We start from the raw sequence: 15,735 nt of genomic DNA, 5'->3' as shown, positions 1-15,735 counted from the left end.
GCATGGACGACGATCTCAATTCAAAGCTCAAACCGCTGCGCGAGCGCATCGACGCGCTCGACGCACAACTCATCGCGCTCTTGAACCAGCGCGCTTCCGTGGCGCTCGAAGTGGGCGAGGTGAAGAAGCACTTCAACGCGCCGGTGTTTCGTCCGGAGCGTGAGATGCAGGTCATCGCGCGCTTGCAGGCCATGAGCGACGGCCCGCTCGCCGCCGACCACATCAGCGCGATCTGGCGCGAGATCATGGCCGCGAGCCGCGCGCTCGAACAGACGCTGCGCGCCGCGTTCCTCGGGCCGGTCGGCACCTACAGCGAACAGGCGATGTTCGAATACTTCGGACACTCGATCGAAGGCCTGCCGTGCCCGTCCATCGACGAAGTGTTCCGCTCGGTCGAAGCCGGCGCGGCGCAGTACGGCGTCGTGCCCGTCGAGAATTCGGCGGAAGGCGCGGTGTCGCGCACGCTGGATCTGCTGCTGCAAACGCAACTCGTGATCGGCGGCGAGCTTGCGTTGCCGATTCATCACAATCTGCTGACGGCGTCCGGCTCGCTGGAAGGCGTGACGCGCGTCTGCGCGCACCCGCAGGCGCTCGCGCAGTGCCAGCGGTGGCTTTCCGCGAACGCGCCGCATCTGGAGCGGCAGGCGGTGTCGAGCAATGCCGAAGCCGCGCGCATGGCCGTGGCGGATCCGACCGTGGCTGCAATCGCCGGCGACCGCGCGGCGACGCACTACGGCCTGGGCGTCGTGTATTCGCTGATCCAGGACGATCCGCACAACCGCACGCGCTTCGTGATCATCGGCAAGCAGCCGTCGGACGCGAGCGGCCACGACCAGACTTCGCTCATCGTGTCGGTCGCGAACGAGCCGGGCGCGGTGTTCAAGCTGCTGGAGCCGCTCGCGAAGCACGGCGTCTCGATGACGCGCTTCGAATCGCGGCCCGCGCGCGTCGGGACGTGGGAGTACTACTTCTATATCGATCTCGAAGGCCATCGCAACGATGCGTCGGTGGCCGCCGCGCTGGAAGAACTCGGGCAGAAGGCCGCGTTTCTCAAGATTCTCGGGTCGTATCCGCGCGCCCGGTAAAATTCGCGCTTTCAGCCGTTCCGTCTTCCGCGTCTTTCGACGCGCTTTTTGCGATGTCCCGTGGCCGCGTTCACTTTCAATAAACTGGTTATTTTCGGCGTCGGCCTGATCGGCGGATCGCTCGCGCGCGCGTTGCGCGAACGCGCCGGGCTCGCCGGGCGCGTGGTCGGCGTCGGGCGTTCGGCGCAGTCGGTGGCGCGCGCGGTCGAGCTCGGCGTCATCGACGAAGCCGCCGCGCTGGATGACGACGCCGCGCTCGCTCGCGCTTTGCAGGGCGCCGATATCGTGCTGCTCGCCGCGCCGGTCGCGCAGACGCAGCCGTTGCTCGCGCGCATCGCGCCGTTTCTGGACGCGCACGCCATCGTGACGGATGCCGGCAGCACGAAGAGCGACGTTGTCGCAGCGGCACGGGCGGCACTCGGCGAACGCGTCGCGCAGTTCGTGCCGGGACATCCGATTGCCGGGCGCGAGTCGAGCGGCGTCAATGCCGCGTTGCCTGATCTTTATGTCGATCGCAATGTCGTGCTGTGTCCGCTTGCCGAGAACGCGCCCGAAGCCGTCGAGCGCATTGCCGCGATGTGGCGGGCGACCGGCGCGGCGTTGCACACGATGAGCGAGGCGCAGCACGATCGCGTGTTCGCGTCGGTGAGTCATCTGCCGCATGTGCTCTCGTTCGCGCTCGTCGAGCAGATTCTCGAAGCGCCGGACGCGCAACTGAAGTTCTCGTTCGCTGCGGGTGGCTTTCGCGATTTCACGCGCATTGCGGCGTCGAGCCCGGAAATGTGGCGCGACGTCTGTCTGGCGAACCGCGCGGCGCTGCTCGCCGAACTCGACGCCTACACCGACGTGCTGGCGCGGTTTCGCGCGGCCATCGACGCGTCGGACGGCGCCGCGCTCGAAGCCGCGTTCGCGCGCTCGCGCGTGGCGCGCACGGAGTGGCAGGAACGCGGCGGCAAGAAGATTTCCGGCGATCCCGCCGCGAAATAAGACACACCAGGAAACAGCATGGAACATCTCGACCTCGGACCCTTCGCGCGCGCGTCCGGCACGGTGCGGCTGCCCGGCTCGAAGAGCATCTCGAACCGCGTGCTGCTGCTCGCCGCGCTTTCGACCGGCGAAACGGCGATCACCAATCTGCTCGATTCCGACGACACGCGCGTGATGCTGACCGCGCTGGAAACGCTCGGCGTATCGCTCCAACGCGATGGCGAGCGCGTGACCGTCACGGGCACGGGCGGCGCGTTTCCGTCCAAGTCGGCGGAGCTTTTTCTCGGCAACGCGGGAACGGCGGTGCGTCCGCTGACGGCGGCGCTCGCGGTCAACGGCGGCGAATACCGCGTGCACGGCGTGCCGCGCATGCACGAGCGGCCGATCGGCGATCTCGTCGACGGCTTGCGTCAGATCGGCGCGAACATCGACTACGAGCAGAACGACGGCTTCCCGCCGCTCAGGATTCACGCGTCGAAGATCGCCGTGGACAAGCCCATTCGCGTGCGGGGCGACGTGTCGAGCCAGTTTCTCACCGCGCTCCTGATGAGCCTGCCGGTCATCGAGGGCCGCAGCGGCCCGGTGACGATCGAAGTCGAAGGCGAGCTCATTTCGAAGCCCTATATCGAAATCACGGTGCGGTTGATGGAACGCTTCGGCGTCACCGTCGAGCGCGACGGCTGGGCGCGGTTCACCGTGCCCGCGGGCGCGTCGTACCAGTCTCCCGGCGCGATCATGGTGGAAGGCGACGCGTCGTCCGCGTCGTATTTTCTGGCGGCGGGCGCCATCGGCCACGGGCCGGTGCGCGTGGAAGGCGTCGGACGGTCGAGCATTCAGGGCGACGTCGGCTTCGCGGATGCGCTCAATCGCATGGGCGCGAACGTGATGATGGGCGACGACTGGATCGAGGTGCGCGGCGTCGAGTCCGACGACGGCAAGCTCGCGCCCATCGACATGGACTTCAACCTGATTCCCGACGCCGCGATGACCATTGCCGTGGCCGCGCTTTTCGCGAACGGCACGACGACGCTGCGCAACATCGCAAGCTGGCGCGTGAAGGAAACCGACCGCATCGCCGCGATGGCGACCGAATTGCGCAAGGTCGGCGCGACGGTCGAGGAGGGCGCGGATTATCTGGTCGTCACGCCGCCGGCGAAGCTCACCGCGAACGCCGCGATCGACACCTACGACGATCACCGCATGGCCATGTGCTTCTCGCTCGTGAGTCTGGGCGGCGTGCCCGTGCGCATCAACGATCCGAAGTGCGTGAACAAGACTTTCCCCGACTATTTCGACCGTTTCGCGACGCTCGTCAGAACCTGAGCCGCGCCATGCCTTCCATCACGAAAACAGCAACAACGGGCCGCAACGGCCATACGCAATGAAACCGAGCCGTCCATTCGACCCCACTCCAGTCATCACCATCGACGGGCCGACGGCGTCCGGCAAGGGCACGGTCGCGGCGGTCGTCGCGGCCACGCTCGGGTTTCACCTGCTCGACAGCGGCGCGCTGTACCGGCTCGCGGCGCTCGCGAGCGTCCGCTACGGCATCGACAAGGGCGACGCCCCCGCGCTTGCAAACCTCGTCGGCGACCTCCATATCACCTTTCGCGAAGGGTGCGCGCAACTGGACGGCGTCGATGTATCGACCGAAATCCGCGCCGAGGAAATCGGCAATCGCGCGTCCGCGATCGCAGTGCATCCCGAAGTGCGGCAGGCGCTCGTCGCCCGGCAGCGGGCGTTTCGCAAGCGCCCGGGGCTCGTCGCCGACGGCCGCGACATGGGCACGGTCATCTTCCCCGACGCCACGCTGAAGGTGTTTCTGACCGCGAGCGTCGAGGCCCGCGCGGCGAGACGCCATAAGCAATTGATGCAAAAAGGCTTTTCTGCTAATATGGATGACTTGCTGCGCGATTTGCGCGAACGCGACGCCCGCGACATGAACCGGGCAGCCGCGCCGCTAAAGCCCGCGGCGGACGCGAAGACGCTGGACACCTCCGGTTTGTCGATCGATCAAGCGGTCGAACAAATCATCGGCTGGTACAGCGAAGTGCGCGTGTAGCTGAAAACGTAGTAGATGTGCCGGTTCGCCCGCCGCTGTGGTCGGCTGCCGGATAGTTGGGTGCTCCGTCATGTGGCCGAGCGTGTGTTAAACCCCTTAACCCCGTACGGCTTCGCGCATCGTCGGCCCTTTTCGGCCATTAGCGCAAAGCTGTGCAAATATTGATTTTTATGTCCGACCTGCAAACCTCCACCCCGAATAACGAATCTTTTGCGGCTCTGTTCGAAGAGTCGCTGACCAAGCAGGACATGCGCGCTGGCGAAGTGATCTCCGCCGAAGTCGTGCGTGTCGACCACAACTTCGTGGTCGTGAATGCTGGTCTGAAGTCCGAAGCCTATATTCCGCTCGAAGAGTTCCTGAACGACGCGGGTGAAGTGGAAGTGCAGGCGGGCGACTTCGTTTCCGTCGCGATCGACGCGCTGGAAAACGGCTATGGCGACACTATCCTGTCGCGCGACAAGGCGAAGCGTCTGGCTTCGTGGCTGTCGCTGGAAAAAGCGCTGGACAACAACGAACTCGTCACCGGCACCATCACCGGCAAGGTGAAGGGCGGCATGACCGTGATGGTCAACGGCATCCGCGCGTTCCTGCCGGGTTCGCTCGTGGACACGCGTCCGGTCAAGGACACGACCCCGTACGAAGGCAAGACGCTCGAATTCCGCGTCATCAAGCTCGACCGCAAGCGTAACAACGTCGTGCTGTCGCGCCGTGCCGTGATCGAAGCTACCCAAGGCGAAGAGCGCGCAAAGCTGCTCGAAACGCTGAAGGAAGGCGCGATCGTGGAAGGCGTGGTCAAGAACATCACCGACTACGGCGCGTTCGTGGACCTCGGCGGCATCGACGGCCTGCTGCACATCACCGACATCGCATGGCGTCGCGTGCGTCACCCGTCGGAAGTGCTGTCGGTCGGCCAGGAAGTCACCGCGAAGATCCTCAAGTTCGACCAAGAGAAGAACCGCGTTTCGCTCGGTATCAAGCAACTGGGCGACGATCCGTGGGAAGGCATCTCGCGCCGTTACCCGTCGGGCACGCGTCTGTTCGGTAAGGTCACGAACATCACCGACTACGGCGCATTCGTCGAAGTGGAATCGGGCATCGAAGGCCTCGTCCACGTGTCGGAAATGGACTGGACGAACAAGAACGTTGCACCGTCGAAGGTCGTGCAGCTGGGCGACGAAGTCGAAGTCATGGTTCTCGAAATCGACGAAGACCGCCGTCGTATCAGCCTCGGCATGAAGCAGTGCAAGCCGAATCCGTGGGACGACTTCAGCCGCAACTTCAAGAAGGGCGACAAGCTGCAAGGCGCGATCAAGTCGATCACCGACTTCGGCGTCTTCATCGGTCTGCCGGGCGGCATCGACGGTCTGGTTCACCTGTCGGACCTGTCGTGGTCGGAAACGGGCGAAGAAGCTGTTCGCAAGTACAAGAAGGGCGACGAAGTCGAAGCCGTGGTTCTGGGCATCGACGTCGAGAAGGAGCGCATTTCGCTCGGCATCAAGCAGCTCGAAGGCGATCCGTTCAGCAACTTCGTCGCGATCAACGACAAGGGCGCTATCGTCGACGGCGTCGTGAAGTCGGTCGATCCGAAGGGTGCGGTCGTCACGCTGTCGGGCGAAGTCGAAGGCTACCTGCGCGCTTCGGAAATCGCACAGGACCGCGTGGAAGATGCGCGCAACGTGCTGAAGGAAGGCGACAAGGTCAACGCGATGATCATCAACATCGATCGCAAGTCGCGCGGCATCAACCTGTCGATCAAGGCGAAGGATTCGGCCGAGCAGCAGGAAGCCATGCGCGGCCTGCAAGCTTCGGACTCGAACGCCGCCGCTACCGGCACGACCAACCTCGGCGCGCTGCTGAAGGCCAAGCTCGACGGCCAGAACAGCTAAGCCTTAACGGTACTGCTGCAGTATGACCAAATCGGAATTGGTCGCCCAGTTGGCCTCGCGATTTCCGCAACTTGTGCTCAAGGATGCGGATTTCGCGGTCAAGACGATGCTCGATGCAATGTCGGAGGCGCTTGCCAACGGTCATCGCATCGAAATTCGCGGCTTCGGCAGCTTCGGGCTCAACCGTCGTCCGTCGCGCGTCGGGCGCAATCCCAAGTCGGGTGAAAAAGTGCTGGTGCCGGAGAAATTCGTGCCGCACTTCAAGCCGGGCAAGGAGTTGCGTGAACGCGTCGATGGCCGCGCGGGCGAGCCGCTGAAGGCGTCGAATGACGACGATGCGGACGATCTCTGATCGGCGCGCATCGCTACGCATCATTGCGTGCGCGTGCGCGCAAGTGATCCGCCGCGACGTCCGGCCACGAGGCAATCGACCAGAAAAGCACCCCATGTGGGTGCTTTTTTTTCGTCCCGACGGGCTGCACGCGGCGCCTCGCGTTCGCTAGCGCACATAGTTCGGACGTTTCGTCGGAGGCTTGGGCCGCGCCGGTGCTTCCAAGCAAACGCATCCATTACAATACCGGTCACTTTGACTCGGGTAATCACGTAGGCCGAACGGCGAAGCGACGGCCGCGGATGCCCCGCCATTGCGAGACGTTCATGAAATTCATAGTCTGGCTGATCCGCGTTCTGGTCTTCGTGTTGTTGCTCGTGCTGGCGCTCGCCAACACGCAGACGGCGACGCTGAATTTCCTCGCAGGCTACGCCTGGCAGGCGCCGCTGATCCTGATCGGGCTGGCGTTCTTCGTCGTGGGACTGCTCGCCGGGCTCGTTTCGGCGGTGCCGGCGATGCTGCGCTTGCGGATCGAAAACGGGCGTCTGAAGCGCGACGTGCGCGCCGCACGGGAAACGCCGCTGGTCAAAGAAGAACCGCCGATGCCGCCGCTCATCTGATACGCGCATCGTCCGGGCGGCGGCGCTTGCGCTTGATTCGCCCGAAGCAGACACCTAACCGACTCACCGAACATTCGCATGGATCTAGACTTCTGGTGGCTGCTCGTCATCCCGGTCGCATTCGCGCTAGGCTGGATGGCATCGCGCTACGACCTGAAAACGCTGTTATCCGAGAATGCGAACTTGCCGCGCTCGTACTTTCGCGGCCTGAATTTCCTGCTCAACGAGCAACACGACAAGGCGATCGACGCGTTCATCGAAGTCGCCAAGCTGGACCCGGAAACGATCGAACTACACTTTGCGCTCGGCAATCTGTTTCGGCGGCGCGGCGAGACGGATCGCGCGATTCGCGTGCATCAGAATTTGTTGAGCCGCGCTGATCTGCCGGTCGCCGAACGCGATCACGCGCTGTATGAACTCGGGCAGGACTTCCTGAAGGCGGGCTTGCTGGATCGCGCGGAGGAAACGTTTCGGTCGCTGGAAGCCGGCGAATATTCGCTCGGCGCGCAACGCGCGCTGCTCACCATTTACGAGATCGAGAAGGACTGGCCGAAATCCATCACCACGGCCGAGCGCATCGAGAAAATGGGCGCGCCGTCGCTGCATATGGAAATCGCGCATTTCCATTGCGAACTCGCGCAGGAAGCGTTGCAGCGCAAGAATCTGGAGGATGCGCGCGCCGAACTGAAGCTCGCGCTGGCGTCGAATCCGGACAACGTCCGCGCCACGATTCTCTCGGGCGACGCCGAAGCCGCCGCCGGAAACATCGAGGCCGCGATTGCTGTCTGGAAGCGCGTCGAGGCGCAGAACGAAGCGTATCTGCCGCTCGTCGCCGAGAAGCTGATGAAGGCCTATGCCGCGCTGGGTCGCAAGGAAGAAGGCGTCGACTTGCTGATCGACTACGCGACGCGTTATCCGTCGAACGATCTGCTGGATGTCGCGTACAAGCATGTCCAGGAATTGCGCGGTCTCGATGCGGCGCACGCGCTCGTGCGCAGGCAAATGGAGATCGCTCCGAATCTCGCGGGCATGACGCGCCTGCTCGAAGCGCAGGAAGCGACCGCCGAGGAGCCGCGCCGGGGCGAACTGCAGCTCATGCGCACGCTCGTCAAGCAACGCACCAAGAATTTGCCGCGGTATACATGTCAAACGTGTGGATTCCGCGCGCGCCTGTTTTATTGGCAGTGCCCCGGCTGCAGCGGCTGGGAGACCTACGCGCCACGACGCGTCGAACCGATCACGAGTTCGGCCTGAGTTCGCACACCATCGCGAGCGCGCTGTTTTCGCGCTCATCATCATCGCCGCTATCTTAGAAACCCACGGAGAGCTATGAAAGTTACCATCGTTGGTACGGGTTACGTCGGTCTTGTGACCGGTGCTTGCCTCGCTGAAATCGGCAATGACGTGTTTTGTGTCGACGTCGATCCGCGCAAGATCGAGATCCTCAATAACGGCGGCGTGCCGATTCACGAGCCGGGCCTCCAGGAAATGCTCAAGCGCACGCGTGCAGCGGGGCGCATCCAGTTCTCCACTGACGTAAAGGCGAGCGTCGAGCACGGCGACATCCAGTTCATCGCGGTCGGCACGCCGCCCGACGAAGACGGCTCGGCCGACTTGCAGTACGTGCTCGCGGCCGCGCGCAACATCGGACGCTATTCCAACGGCTTCAAGGTGATCGTCGACAAGTCGACGGTGCCGGTCGGCACGGCGCTGCAAGTCAAGCGCGTCGTCGACGAAGAACTGAAGGCGCGCGGACTCGATGTCGCGGACAAGCACGGCTTTTCCGTCGTATCGAATCCCGAGTTCCTGAAGGAAGGCGCCGCGGTCGACGACTTCATGCGGCCGGACCGCATCGTGATCGGCATCGACGACGATCAAGCCGGCAACCGCGCGCGCGAAATGATGAAGCGCCTTTACGCGCCGTTCAACCGCAATCACGAGCGCACGCTCTACATGGACGTGCGCTCCGCCGAGTTCACGAAGTACGCCGCCAACGCCATGCTGGCCACGCGCATCTCGTTCATGAACGATCTGTCGAATCTGGCGGATGCGGTCGGCGCGGACATCGAATCCGTGCGTCGCGGCATTGGCTCGGACCCGCGCATCGGCTATCACTTCCTGTATGCGGGTTGCGGCTACGGCGGCTCGTGCTTCCCGAAGGACGTGCAGGCGCTCGTGCAGACGGCGCGCGAAAACGGACATCGGCTGCAGATTCTCGAATCGGTCGAAGCGGTCAACAACGCGCAGAAGGAAGTGCTCGTCAACAAGATCGTCAAGCGCATGGGCGAGGACCTGCGCGGCCGCACGTTCGCCGTGTGGGGCCTCGCATTCAAGCCGAATACCGACGACATGCGCGAGGCGTCGAGCCGGCGTCTGATCGCGTCGCTGCTCGAACGCGGCGCGACCGTGCGGGCGTACGATCCTGTCGCCATGACCGAAGCGCAGCGCGTGTTCGCGCTCGATCTGGAAGGCCGCCGCGAGGACATGGAGCGTCTGCACTTCGTGCAAACGCAGCAGGAAGCCTTGACGGGCGCGGACGCGCTCGTCATCGTGACCGAATGGAAGGAATTCAAGAGCCCGGACTTCGGGCACTTGAAGAGCGAGCTGAAGATGCCGGTTATCTTCGACGGCCGCAATTTGTATGAACCGGAAGCGATGGCTGAACTAGGCATCGATTATTTTGCAATAGGACGTCCCCATGTCGAACTCGACGGCAATGGCAGCCGGCAATAGCCCGGCGAATATCCCAGTGGTGCCGCGCGCCCGCATTTCCGCGGCGCGCGTGCTGGTGGTCGGCGATGTGATGCTCGACCGCTACTGGTTCGGCGATGTGAACCGCATCTCGCCCGAGGCGCCCGTGCCGGTCGTGCACGTGCAGAAGAAGGAGGATCGCCTGGGCGGGGCGGCGAACGTCGCGCGCAACGCGGCGGCCCTCGGCGCGCAGGCGGGTCTGCTGTGCGTCGTGGGGCATGACGAGCCGGGCGAGCGCATCGTCGAGCTGCTCGGCGAAAGCCGGGTCGCCGCGCACTTGGCGCGCGACCCGGAGTTGCTCACGACCATCAAGCTGCGCGTGTTGTCGCGTCAGCAGCAACTGCTGCGCGTCGACTTCGAGAACACGCCGAATCACGAAGTGCTGCGCGCGTGCCTCGAACGCTTCACGGAGCTGCTGCCGCAGCACGACGTCATTCTGATGTCGGACTACGCGAAGGGCGGTCTCACGCACGTTACGAAGATGATCGCCGACGCGCGCGAGGCCGGCAAACCCGTGCTCGTCGATCCGAAGGGCGACGACTGGGAGCGTTATCGCGGCGCGACGCTCATCACGCCGAATCGCGCGGAACTGCGCGAAGTGATCGGCCACTGGAAGTCCGAGGAAGACCTGCACGAGCGCGTGACGAAGCTGCGAACGGATCTGGATCTAGGCGCGCTCTTGCTGACGCGCTCGGAAGAGGGCATGACGCTCTTCACGGAGAACCAGGTGCTGCACAATTCGGCCGAAGCGCGCGAAGTGTATGATGTGTCGGGCGCGGGCGACACCGTCATCGCAACGGTCGCCACCATGCTCGGCGCAGGCGTGCCGCTCGTCGATTCCATCGTGTATGCGAACCGCGCGGCCGGCATCGTCGTGGGCAAGCTCGGCACGGCGACCGTCGACTACAACGAACTCTTCGCCTGATCTCACATGACTTTCATCGTTACCGGGGCGGCCGGCTTCATCGGCAGCAATATCGTCAAGGCGCTCAACGAGCGCGGCGAGCATCGCGTGATCGCGGTGGACAACCTCACGCGCGCCGACAAGTTCAAGAATCTCGTCGATTGCGAGATCGACGATTACCTCGACAAGACCGAGTTCGTCGAGCGCTTCCGGCGCGGCGACTTCGGCAAGGTGCGCGCGGTGTTCCACGAAGGCGCCTGCTCCGACACGATGGAAACCGACGGCCGCTACATGATGGACAACAACTTCCGGTACAGCCGGGACGTGATGGACATCTGTCTCGCGCAGGGCGCGCAGTTTCTGTATGCGTCGTCGGCGGCGACCTACGGCGGATCGAGCCGCTTCGTCGAGGAGCGCGAAGTCGAGAAGCCGCTCAACGTGTACGGTTACTCGAAGTTCCTTTTCGATCAGATCGTGCGTCAGGTCTTGCCGAAGGCAGGCAGCCAGATCGTCGGCTTCCGCTATTTCAACGTGTACGGTCCGCGCGAGACGCACAAGGGGCGCATGGCGTCGGTCGCGTTTCACAACTTCAACCAGTTCCGCGCCGAAGGCAAGGTCAAGCTCTTCGGCGAATACAACGGCTACGCGGCGGGCGAGCAGACGCGCGATTTCGTGTCCGTGGAAGACGTGGTGAAGGTCAATCTGCACTTTCTCGATCATCCTGAGAAGTCGGGCATCTTCAATCTCGGCACGGGGCGCGCGCAGCCGTTCAACGACATTGCGTCGACGGTCGTCAACTCGCTTCGCGCGATCGACGGCGAAGCGCCGCTGTCGCTCGCGGAACTCGTGCAGCGCGGGCTGATCGAGTACATTCCGTTTCCCGACGCGCTGCGCGGCAAGTACCAGTGCTTCACGCAAGCGGACCAGACGCGCCTGCGCGCAGCCGGCTACGAAGCGCCGTTTCTCACCGTTCAGGAAGGCGTCGACCGCTACGTGCGTTGGCTATTCGGCCAGCTATAAACGCCATCGAAGTCTCTCTACACTGGGTCTCGCGGTCGGCACTGTTCGCCGGCCGGTTCTTCTGGAGACTCAGCATGTTCAAGCAAGCCCTTTCGACCCTCGTTGCGCTCGCGCTCACCCTGTCCATCGGTTCGGCGCTCGCAGCGGTCGATGTCAACACCGCCAATACCGATGCCCTGCGCGGCATCAAGGGCATCGGCCCGGCGAAGGCGAAAGCCATTCTCGATGAACGTCAGGCGCACGGCCCCTTCAAGGATGCGGCCGATCTCAGCTCGCGCGTCAAAGGCATGGGCGGCAAGACGGTGCAACGGCTCACGGCCGAAGGCCTGACCATCGGCACGGCGTCGAAGACCGCGGCAACCGGCACGCCTGCGGCCACCGGCGCCAATGGTGCCAACGGCGTCAGCGCGACGCCCGTGCTGTCGTCGCAGGCGTCCAAGCCTGTGGTCGTCAAGAAGTAAGCGGTAGGGCGCGCGGCGCGGCTTGTCGGCGGCCGCGCGCTGCAACGGGTTTCTTCGCTCCTTCAGCCTTCGGATGTTTGGGCTCCCCGCGGTTTGCCTCGCCGCGGGTTTTTTGCGTGACGAAAGCCGCGCGCTCGGCCGCTCGCGTAGCCATCCGCGCAGGAGGGGCGAGGCGCATGGCGCGAAGCGGTGGGCTACAATCAATGAACTCCCATATCAATATTCCGGCGAACGCGCGCACAAGCATGCGCCGTCGTTCCGTGGAACCCGAATCCGGTCCGCTATGGCTTACATGACTATCGAAGACACGATCGGCAATACGCCGCTCGTGCAACTCGTCCGCGTGGTGGACGATGAAATCCGCAGCCGCAACAACGTCGTGCTCGGCAAGCTCGAAGGCAATAACCCGGCCGGCTCGGTGAAAGACCGTCCGGCGCTGTCGATGATCAGGAAAGCTGAAGAGCGCGGCCGCGTCAAGCCGGGCGACACGCTGATCGAGGCGACGAGCGGCAACACCGGCATTGCGCTCGCGATGGCAGCGGCCGTGCGCGGCTACAAGATGGTGCTGATCATGCCGGAGGACCTGTCCATCGAGCGGCGTCAGAGCATGGGCGCGTACGGCGCGCAGATCATTCTCACGCCGGTCACGGGCGGCATGGAGTACGCGCGCGATCTCGCCGATCAGATGCAGCGCGACGGCCGTGGCATCATCCTCGATCAGTTCGCGAATCCGGACAATCCGCTGGCGCACTACGAAACCACCGGTCCGGAACTGTGGCGGCAGACCGAAGGACGCATCACGCATTTCGTCTCCTCCATGGGCACGACCGGCACGATCATGGGCGTGTCGCAGTATCTGAAGGAGAAGAACGAGAAGATCGAGATCATCGGCGCGCAGCCGGAGGAGGGCTCGCGCATTCCGGGTATCCGCAAATGGCCGGAAGCGTACTTGCCGAAGATTTTCGATCGCAGCCGCGTGGATCGCGTGGAGAACGTGAGTCAGGCGGCAGCCGAGGCAATGGCGCGGCGGCTCGCGTCGGTGGAAGGCATCTTCGCCGGCATTTCGTCGGGCGGCGCGTGCGAAGTCGCGCTGCGCGTCGCGCGTCAGCTCGAGAACGCGACCATTGTGTTCATCGTCTGCGACCGCGGCGACCGTTATCTGTCGACGGGCGTCTTTCCCGCCTGAGCGCGCTCATCAATCGCGGTCCGCTTCGCACGGCGGACCGCCGATGAGAAGCGACCTTATTGCGACGCGTCGCCCGCCGCCATGCGCGCCTTCACGGCCTCGCCCAACTGATACACGGCGAGCGCGTAGAAGAAGCTGCGGTTGTAGCGCGTCAGCACATAGAAGTTCTTGAGGCCGAGCGTGTATTCGGTCGCGCGGCCCGGCGTCGGCAGGTCCACGACGGTCAGCGGCGTGGCCGCTTCCGCGCCCAGGTTCAGGCCCGGCTCGGTCAGCAGCATGCCGGCCTTCGTCAACTGCGCGAGCGACCAGTGCGGCTCCGGCTGCCCGTCAGCCGCGGCTTGCGCGATGCCCTGGCTGCCTTCATCGCCCGCAATGCGCCACACGACCGGACGGCCCGGCTCCCAGCCGTTCTGCTTCAGATAATTCGCGACACTGCCGATGGCATCCGCCGGACTCGTGCGCAAATCGATGCGGCCGTTGCCGTCGAAGTCCACCGCGTACTGCACGATGCTGCTCGGCAGAAACTGCGGAATGCCGATGGCGCCGGTGTACGAGCCGAGCACGGTCGTCGGATCGATTTGCGAATCGCGCGTCCAGACGAGCAGGTCTTCGAGATTCTTGCGGAACGTCGCCTGACGTTCGGCGCGGTTCGGCGTGTTCGGGTAGTCGAACGTGAGCGTGGTCAGCGCGTCGAGCGCGCGGAAATTGCCCATGTACTTGCCGTAGATGGTCTCGACACCGATGATCCCGACGATCACTTCCGGCGGCACGCCGAACTGCGCGGACGCGCGCTGCAACGTGGCCTGATTCGCGCGCCAGAACTTCACGCCCGCGTTGATGCGAATCGGCTCGATGAAACGCGACTGGTACGCGCGCCAGTTCTTGAGCGATGGCGTGGGCGACGGCAACACCAGCTTCACCGCCGTCGCGGAGTAGCTCACGCGATTGAAGAGGTCGTGCAGCGTGGCGGGATCGAAATCGTAGCGCGCGACCATGTCGTTGATGAACGCCTCGACATTCGGGTTGTTCGCGTACCGCTGCGGCACGATCTCTTCTTCGAACACTTGCCCTTGCGGCGTCGCGCTCTGCGGCTGCTGCGACTGCGCAAGGGCACTGTTGCCGCAGACGCCGCCGATTGCGCACAGCAAGGAAGCGATGAACGCGCGCGTCAGCGGCTTGAGAGGGAAATCGAGCGAGGCAAGCTGAAAAGTCATAGTGTGCTTGGTGAGCGATTGAGGGCGATGCCGGATGTTCTGCCGTCGCGTGCAGCTTCTTGCAACGATTCTTGACCGAGCGCATTGGCCTGCAACGTGCCGTCGGCGCTGGCTGCCGGGGCGTCGGGGCAGTATAACCGACGCCCTGCGCGCGCCATGCCGATGCGGCTCGGCAAGACCCGGCGCGACGGCCGTTTCGAACGGTGTGGTAACTTAACGTCAAATGCGCGGCACGGGATCGCGTATGACGAAAAAAGACGAGACGCGCCGACGACAGCGGCACTGCGAGACATCATGGCCACCGGCTTCTACACCCACTCCGACTGCCTTCAGCACGATAACGGCCAGTGGCATCCCGAATGCGCCGCGCGCCTTCAGGCGATCGAAGATCAACTCATCGCGAGCCGCATCGACGCCCTGATCGAGCGCGAAGACGCGCCGCTCGCCGAGGAAGCCGATCTCGCGCGCGTCCACACGCAGGCGCACATCGACTACATCAAGAGCCGCACGCCGGAGCATGGGCGCAGTGAACTGGACCCGGACACGTCGATGTGTCCGCAGTCGTATCGCGCGGCGTTGCGCGCGGCGGGCGCGGCCATCGCGGCGACCGATGCCGTCATCGAAGGCCGCTACGACAACGCGTTTTGCAGCGTGCGTCCGCCGGGCCATCACGCGGAGCCCGCGCGCGCGATGGGCTTCTGTCTCTTCAATAACGTCGCAATTGCCGCGCGTCATGCGCTGGAAGTGCACGGACTGCAACGCGTCGCGGTCATCGACTTCGACGTGCATCACGGCAACGGCACCGAAGCCGCCTTCACCGGCGACTCGCGCGTGCTGATGTGCAGCTTCTTCCAGCATCCGTTCTATCCGTTCAGCGGCGCGGACAGCCACGCGCCGAACATGGTGAACGTGCCGCTGCCCGCGCGCACGAAGGGCATGGCGGTGCGCGAAGTGATCGACTTGATGTGGCTGCCGCGCCTCGAGGAGTTCAAGCCGCAGATGTTGTTCGTCTCTGCCGGTTTCGACGCGCACCGCGAGGACGACCTCGGCAACATGGGCCTTGTGGAAGACGATTACGCGTGGATCACCGAGCAGATTCGTGCGGTAGCGGAGCGCCATGCAGAGGGGCGCATCGTCAGTTGTCTCGAAGGCGGCTACAACCTGTCGGCGCTCGGGCGCAGCGTCGTCGCGCACTTGCGGGCATTGGCGCAGATCTAGCGAGCGGCCA

Annotated in this window: 15 protein-coding genes; 14 read left to right on the top strand and 1 reads right to left on the bottom strand. The window is 64.2% G+C overall.

The features are described 5' to 3' along the window. Positions 1-2 precede the first annotated feature (2 nt). From pheA to cysM, 13 genes are all read left to right on the top strand, one after another. Positions 3-1,085: a prephenate dehydratase gene (gene pheA / locus LDZ24_RS09885; protein ID WP_248320303.1), complete on the top strand. Its 1,083-nt coding sequence runs from the start codon at positions 3-5 to the stop codon at positions 1,083-1,085. A gap of 60 nt (positions 1,086-1,145) precedes the next feature. Beyond that, positions 1,146-2,072 (top strand): prephenate dehydrogenase/arogenate dehydrogenase family protein, encoded by a 927-nt coding sequence (locus LDZ24_RS09880; RefSeq protein ID WP_248320302.1) that lies wholly within the window; start codon positions 1,146-1,148, stop codon positions 2,070-2,072. A gap of 18 nt (positions 2,073-2,090) precedes the next feature. Further along, positions 2,091-3,395 carry a 3-phosphoshikimate 1-carboxyvinyltransferase gene (gene aroA, locus LDZ24_RS09875; protein WP_248320301.1) on the top strand — a complete coding sequence of 435 codons (1,305 nt, stop codon included), beginning with the start codon at positions 2,091-2,093 and terminating at the stop codon, positions 3,393-3,395. Positions 3,396-3,453: 58 nt separating this feature from the next. Then, entirely contained in the window at positions 3,454-4,134 is a 681-nt protein-coding gene (gene cmk / locus LDZ24_RS09870; RefSeq protein ID WP_175944621.1) for a (d)CMP kinase, read from the top strand. Between the two features lie 170 nt (positions 4,135-4,304). Beyond that, a complete protein-coding gene (gene rpsA, locus LDZ24_RS09865; protein ID WP_284502950.1) occupies positions 4,305-6,020 on the top strand; it encodes a 30S ribosomal protein S1 in 1,716 nt (571 codons plus the stop codon). A gap of 22 nt (positions 6,021-6,042) precedes the next feature. Then, positions 6,043-6,372 (top strand): integration host factor subunit beta, encoded by a 330-nt coding sequence (locus LDZ24_RS09860; protein WP_008342376.1) that lies wholly within the window; start codon positions 6,043-6,045, stop codon positions 6,370-6,372. A gap of 305 nt (positions 6,373-6,677) precedes the next feature. Next, a complete protein-coding gene (locus LDZ24_RS09855; protein WP_175945260.1) occupies positions 6,678-6,971 on the top strand; it encodes a lipopolysaccharide assembly LapA domain-containing protein in 294 nt (97 codons plus the stop codon). Between the two features lie 78 nt (positions 6,972-7,049). Further along, positions 7,050-8,225, top strand: a complete 1,176-nt coding sequence (gene lapB / locus LDZ24_RS09850; RefSeq protein WP_248320300.1) for a lipopolysaccharide assembly protein LapB — start codon at positions 7,050-7,052, stop codon at positions 8,223-8,225. Between the two features lie 75 nt (positions 8,226-8,300). Then, positions 8,301-9,704, top strand: coding sequence for a UDP-glucose/GDP-mannose dehydrogenase family protein (locus tag LDZ24_RS09845; protein ID WP_248320299.1), 1,404 nt, complete (start codon positions 8,301-8,303; stop codon positions 9,702-9,704). Further along, complete coding sequence (gene rfaE1 / locus LDZ24_RS09840) at positions 9,670-10,647, top strand: D-glycero-beta-D-manno-heptose-7-phosphate kinase (protein ID WP_248320298.1); 978 nt, start codon at positions 9,670-9,672, stop codon at positions 10,645-10,647. The genes LDZ24_RS09845 and rfaE1 overlap by 35 nt, the downstream gene beginning before the upstream one ends. A gap of 6 nt (positions 10,648-10,653) precedes the next feature. After that, entirely contained in the window at positions 10,654-11,646 is a 993-nt protein-coding gene (rfaD, locus tag LDZ24_RS09835) for an ADP-glyceromanno-heptose 6-epimerase (RefSeq protein WP_175944613.1), read from the top strand. Positions 11,647-11,720: 74 nt separating this feature from the next. Continuing rightward, positions 11,721-12,107 (top strand): helix-hairpin-helix domain-containing protein, encoded by a 387-nt coding sequence (locus tag LDZ24_RS09830; RefSeq protein WP_244846977.1) that lies wholly within the window; start codon positions 11,721-11,723, stop codon positions 12,105-12,107. 283 nt (positions 12,108-12,390) lie between these two features. Continuing rightward, positions 12,391-13,293, top strand: a complete 903-nt coding sequence (gene cysM / locus LDZ24_RS09825) for a cysteine synthase CysM (protein ID WP_248320297.1) — start codon at positions 12,391-12,393, stop codon at positions 13,291-13,293. A 56-nt stretch (positions 13,294-13,349) separates the two neighbouring features. On the opposite strand, the gene mltB is transcribed toward cysM, so the two are convergent. Next, positions 13,350-14,507, bottom strand: a complete 1,158-nt coding sequence (mltB, locus tag LDZ24_RS09820) for a lytic murein transglycosylase B (protein ID WP_248320296.1) — start codon at positions 14,505-14,507, stop codon at positions 13,350-13,352. Positions 14,508-14,801: 294 nt separating this feature from the next. Between mltB and LDZ24_RS09815 the strand changes: the two genes are divergently transcribed. Then, positions 14,802-15,725, top strand: a complete 924-nt coding sequence (locus tag LDZ24_RS09815; protein WP_248320295.1) for a histone deacetylase family protein — start codon at positions 14,802-14,804, stop codon at positions 15,723-15,725. Positions 15,726-15,735: the final 10 nt, after the last annotated feature.

Origin of the sequence: Caballeronia sp. Sq4a, assembly GCF_023170545.1 — a bacterium.
GTDB lineage: Bacteria > Pseudomonadota > Gammaproteobacteria > Burkholderiales > Burkholderiaceae > Caballeronia.
Note: the sequence above shows the minus strand (reverse complement) of the source record. Positions and strands in the feature narration are given on the sequence as shown.

Coding starts and splice junctions, on each gene's coding strand:
- mltB (WP_248320296.1), bottom strand. CDS start 14,507: ATGACTTTTCAGCTTGCCTCGCTCGATTTCCCTCTCAAGCCGCTGACG.
- LDZ24_RS09845 (WP_248320299.1), top strand. CDS start 8,301: ATGAAAGTTACCATCGTTGGTACGGGTTACGTCGGTCTTGTGACCGGT.
- aroA (WP_248320301.1), top strand. CDS start 2,091: ATGGAACATCTCGACCTCGGACCCTTCGCGCGCGCGTCCGGCACGGTG.
- rfaE1 (WP_248320298.1), top strand. CDS start 9,670: ATGTCGAACTCGACGGCAATGGCAGCCGGCAATAGCCCGGCGAATATC.
- lapB (WP_248320300.1), top strand. CDS start 7,050: ATGGATCTAGACTTCTGGTGGCTGCTCGTCATCCCGGTCGCATTCGCG.
- LDZ24_RS09815 (WP_248320295.1), top strand. CDS start 14,802: ATGGCCACCGGCTTCTACACCCACTCCGACTGCCTTCAGCACGATAAC.
- rpsA (WP_284502950.1), top strand. CDS start 4,305: ATGTCCGACCTGCAAACCTCCACCCCGAATAACGAATCTTTTGCGGCT.
- LDZ24_RS09830 (WP_244846977.1), top strand. CDS start 11,721: ATGTTCAAGCAAGCCCTTTCGACCCTCGTTGCGCTCGCGCTCACCCTG.
- pheA (WP_248320303.1), top strand. CDS start 3: ATGGACGACGATCTCAATTCAAAGCTCAAACCGCTGCGCGAGCGCATC.
- cmk (WP_175944621.1), top strand. CDS start 3,454: ATGAAACCGAGCCGTCCATTCGACCCCACTCCAGTCATCACCATCGAC.
- LDZ24_RS09855 (WP_175945260.1), top strand. CDS start 6,678: ATGAAATTCATAGTCTGGCTGATCCGCGTTCTGGTCTTCGTGTTGTTG.
- LDZ24_RS09860 (WP_008342376.1), top strand. CDS start 6,043: ATGACCAAATCGGAATTGGTCGCCCAGTTGGCCTCGCGATTTCCGCAA.
- rfaD (WP_175944613.1), top strand. CDS start 10,654: ATGACTTTCATCGTTACCGGGGCGGCCGGCTTCATCGGCAGCAATATC.
- cysM (WP_248320297.1), top strand. CDS start 12,391: ATGGCTTACATGACTATCGAAGACACGATCGGCAATACGCCGCTCGTG.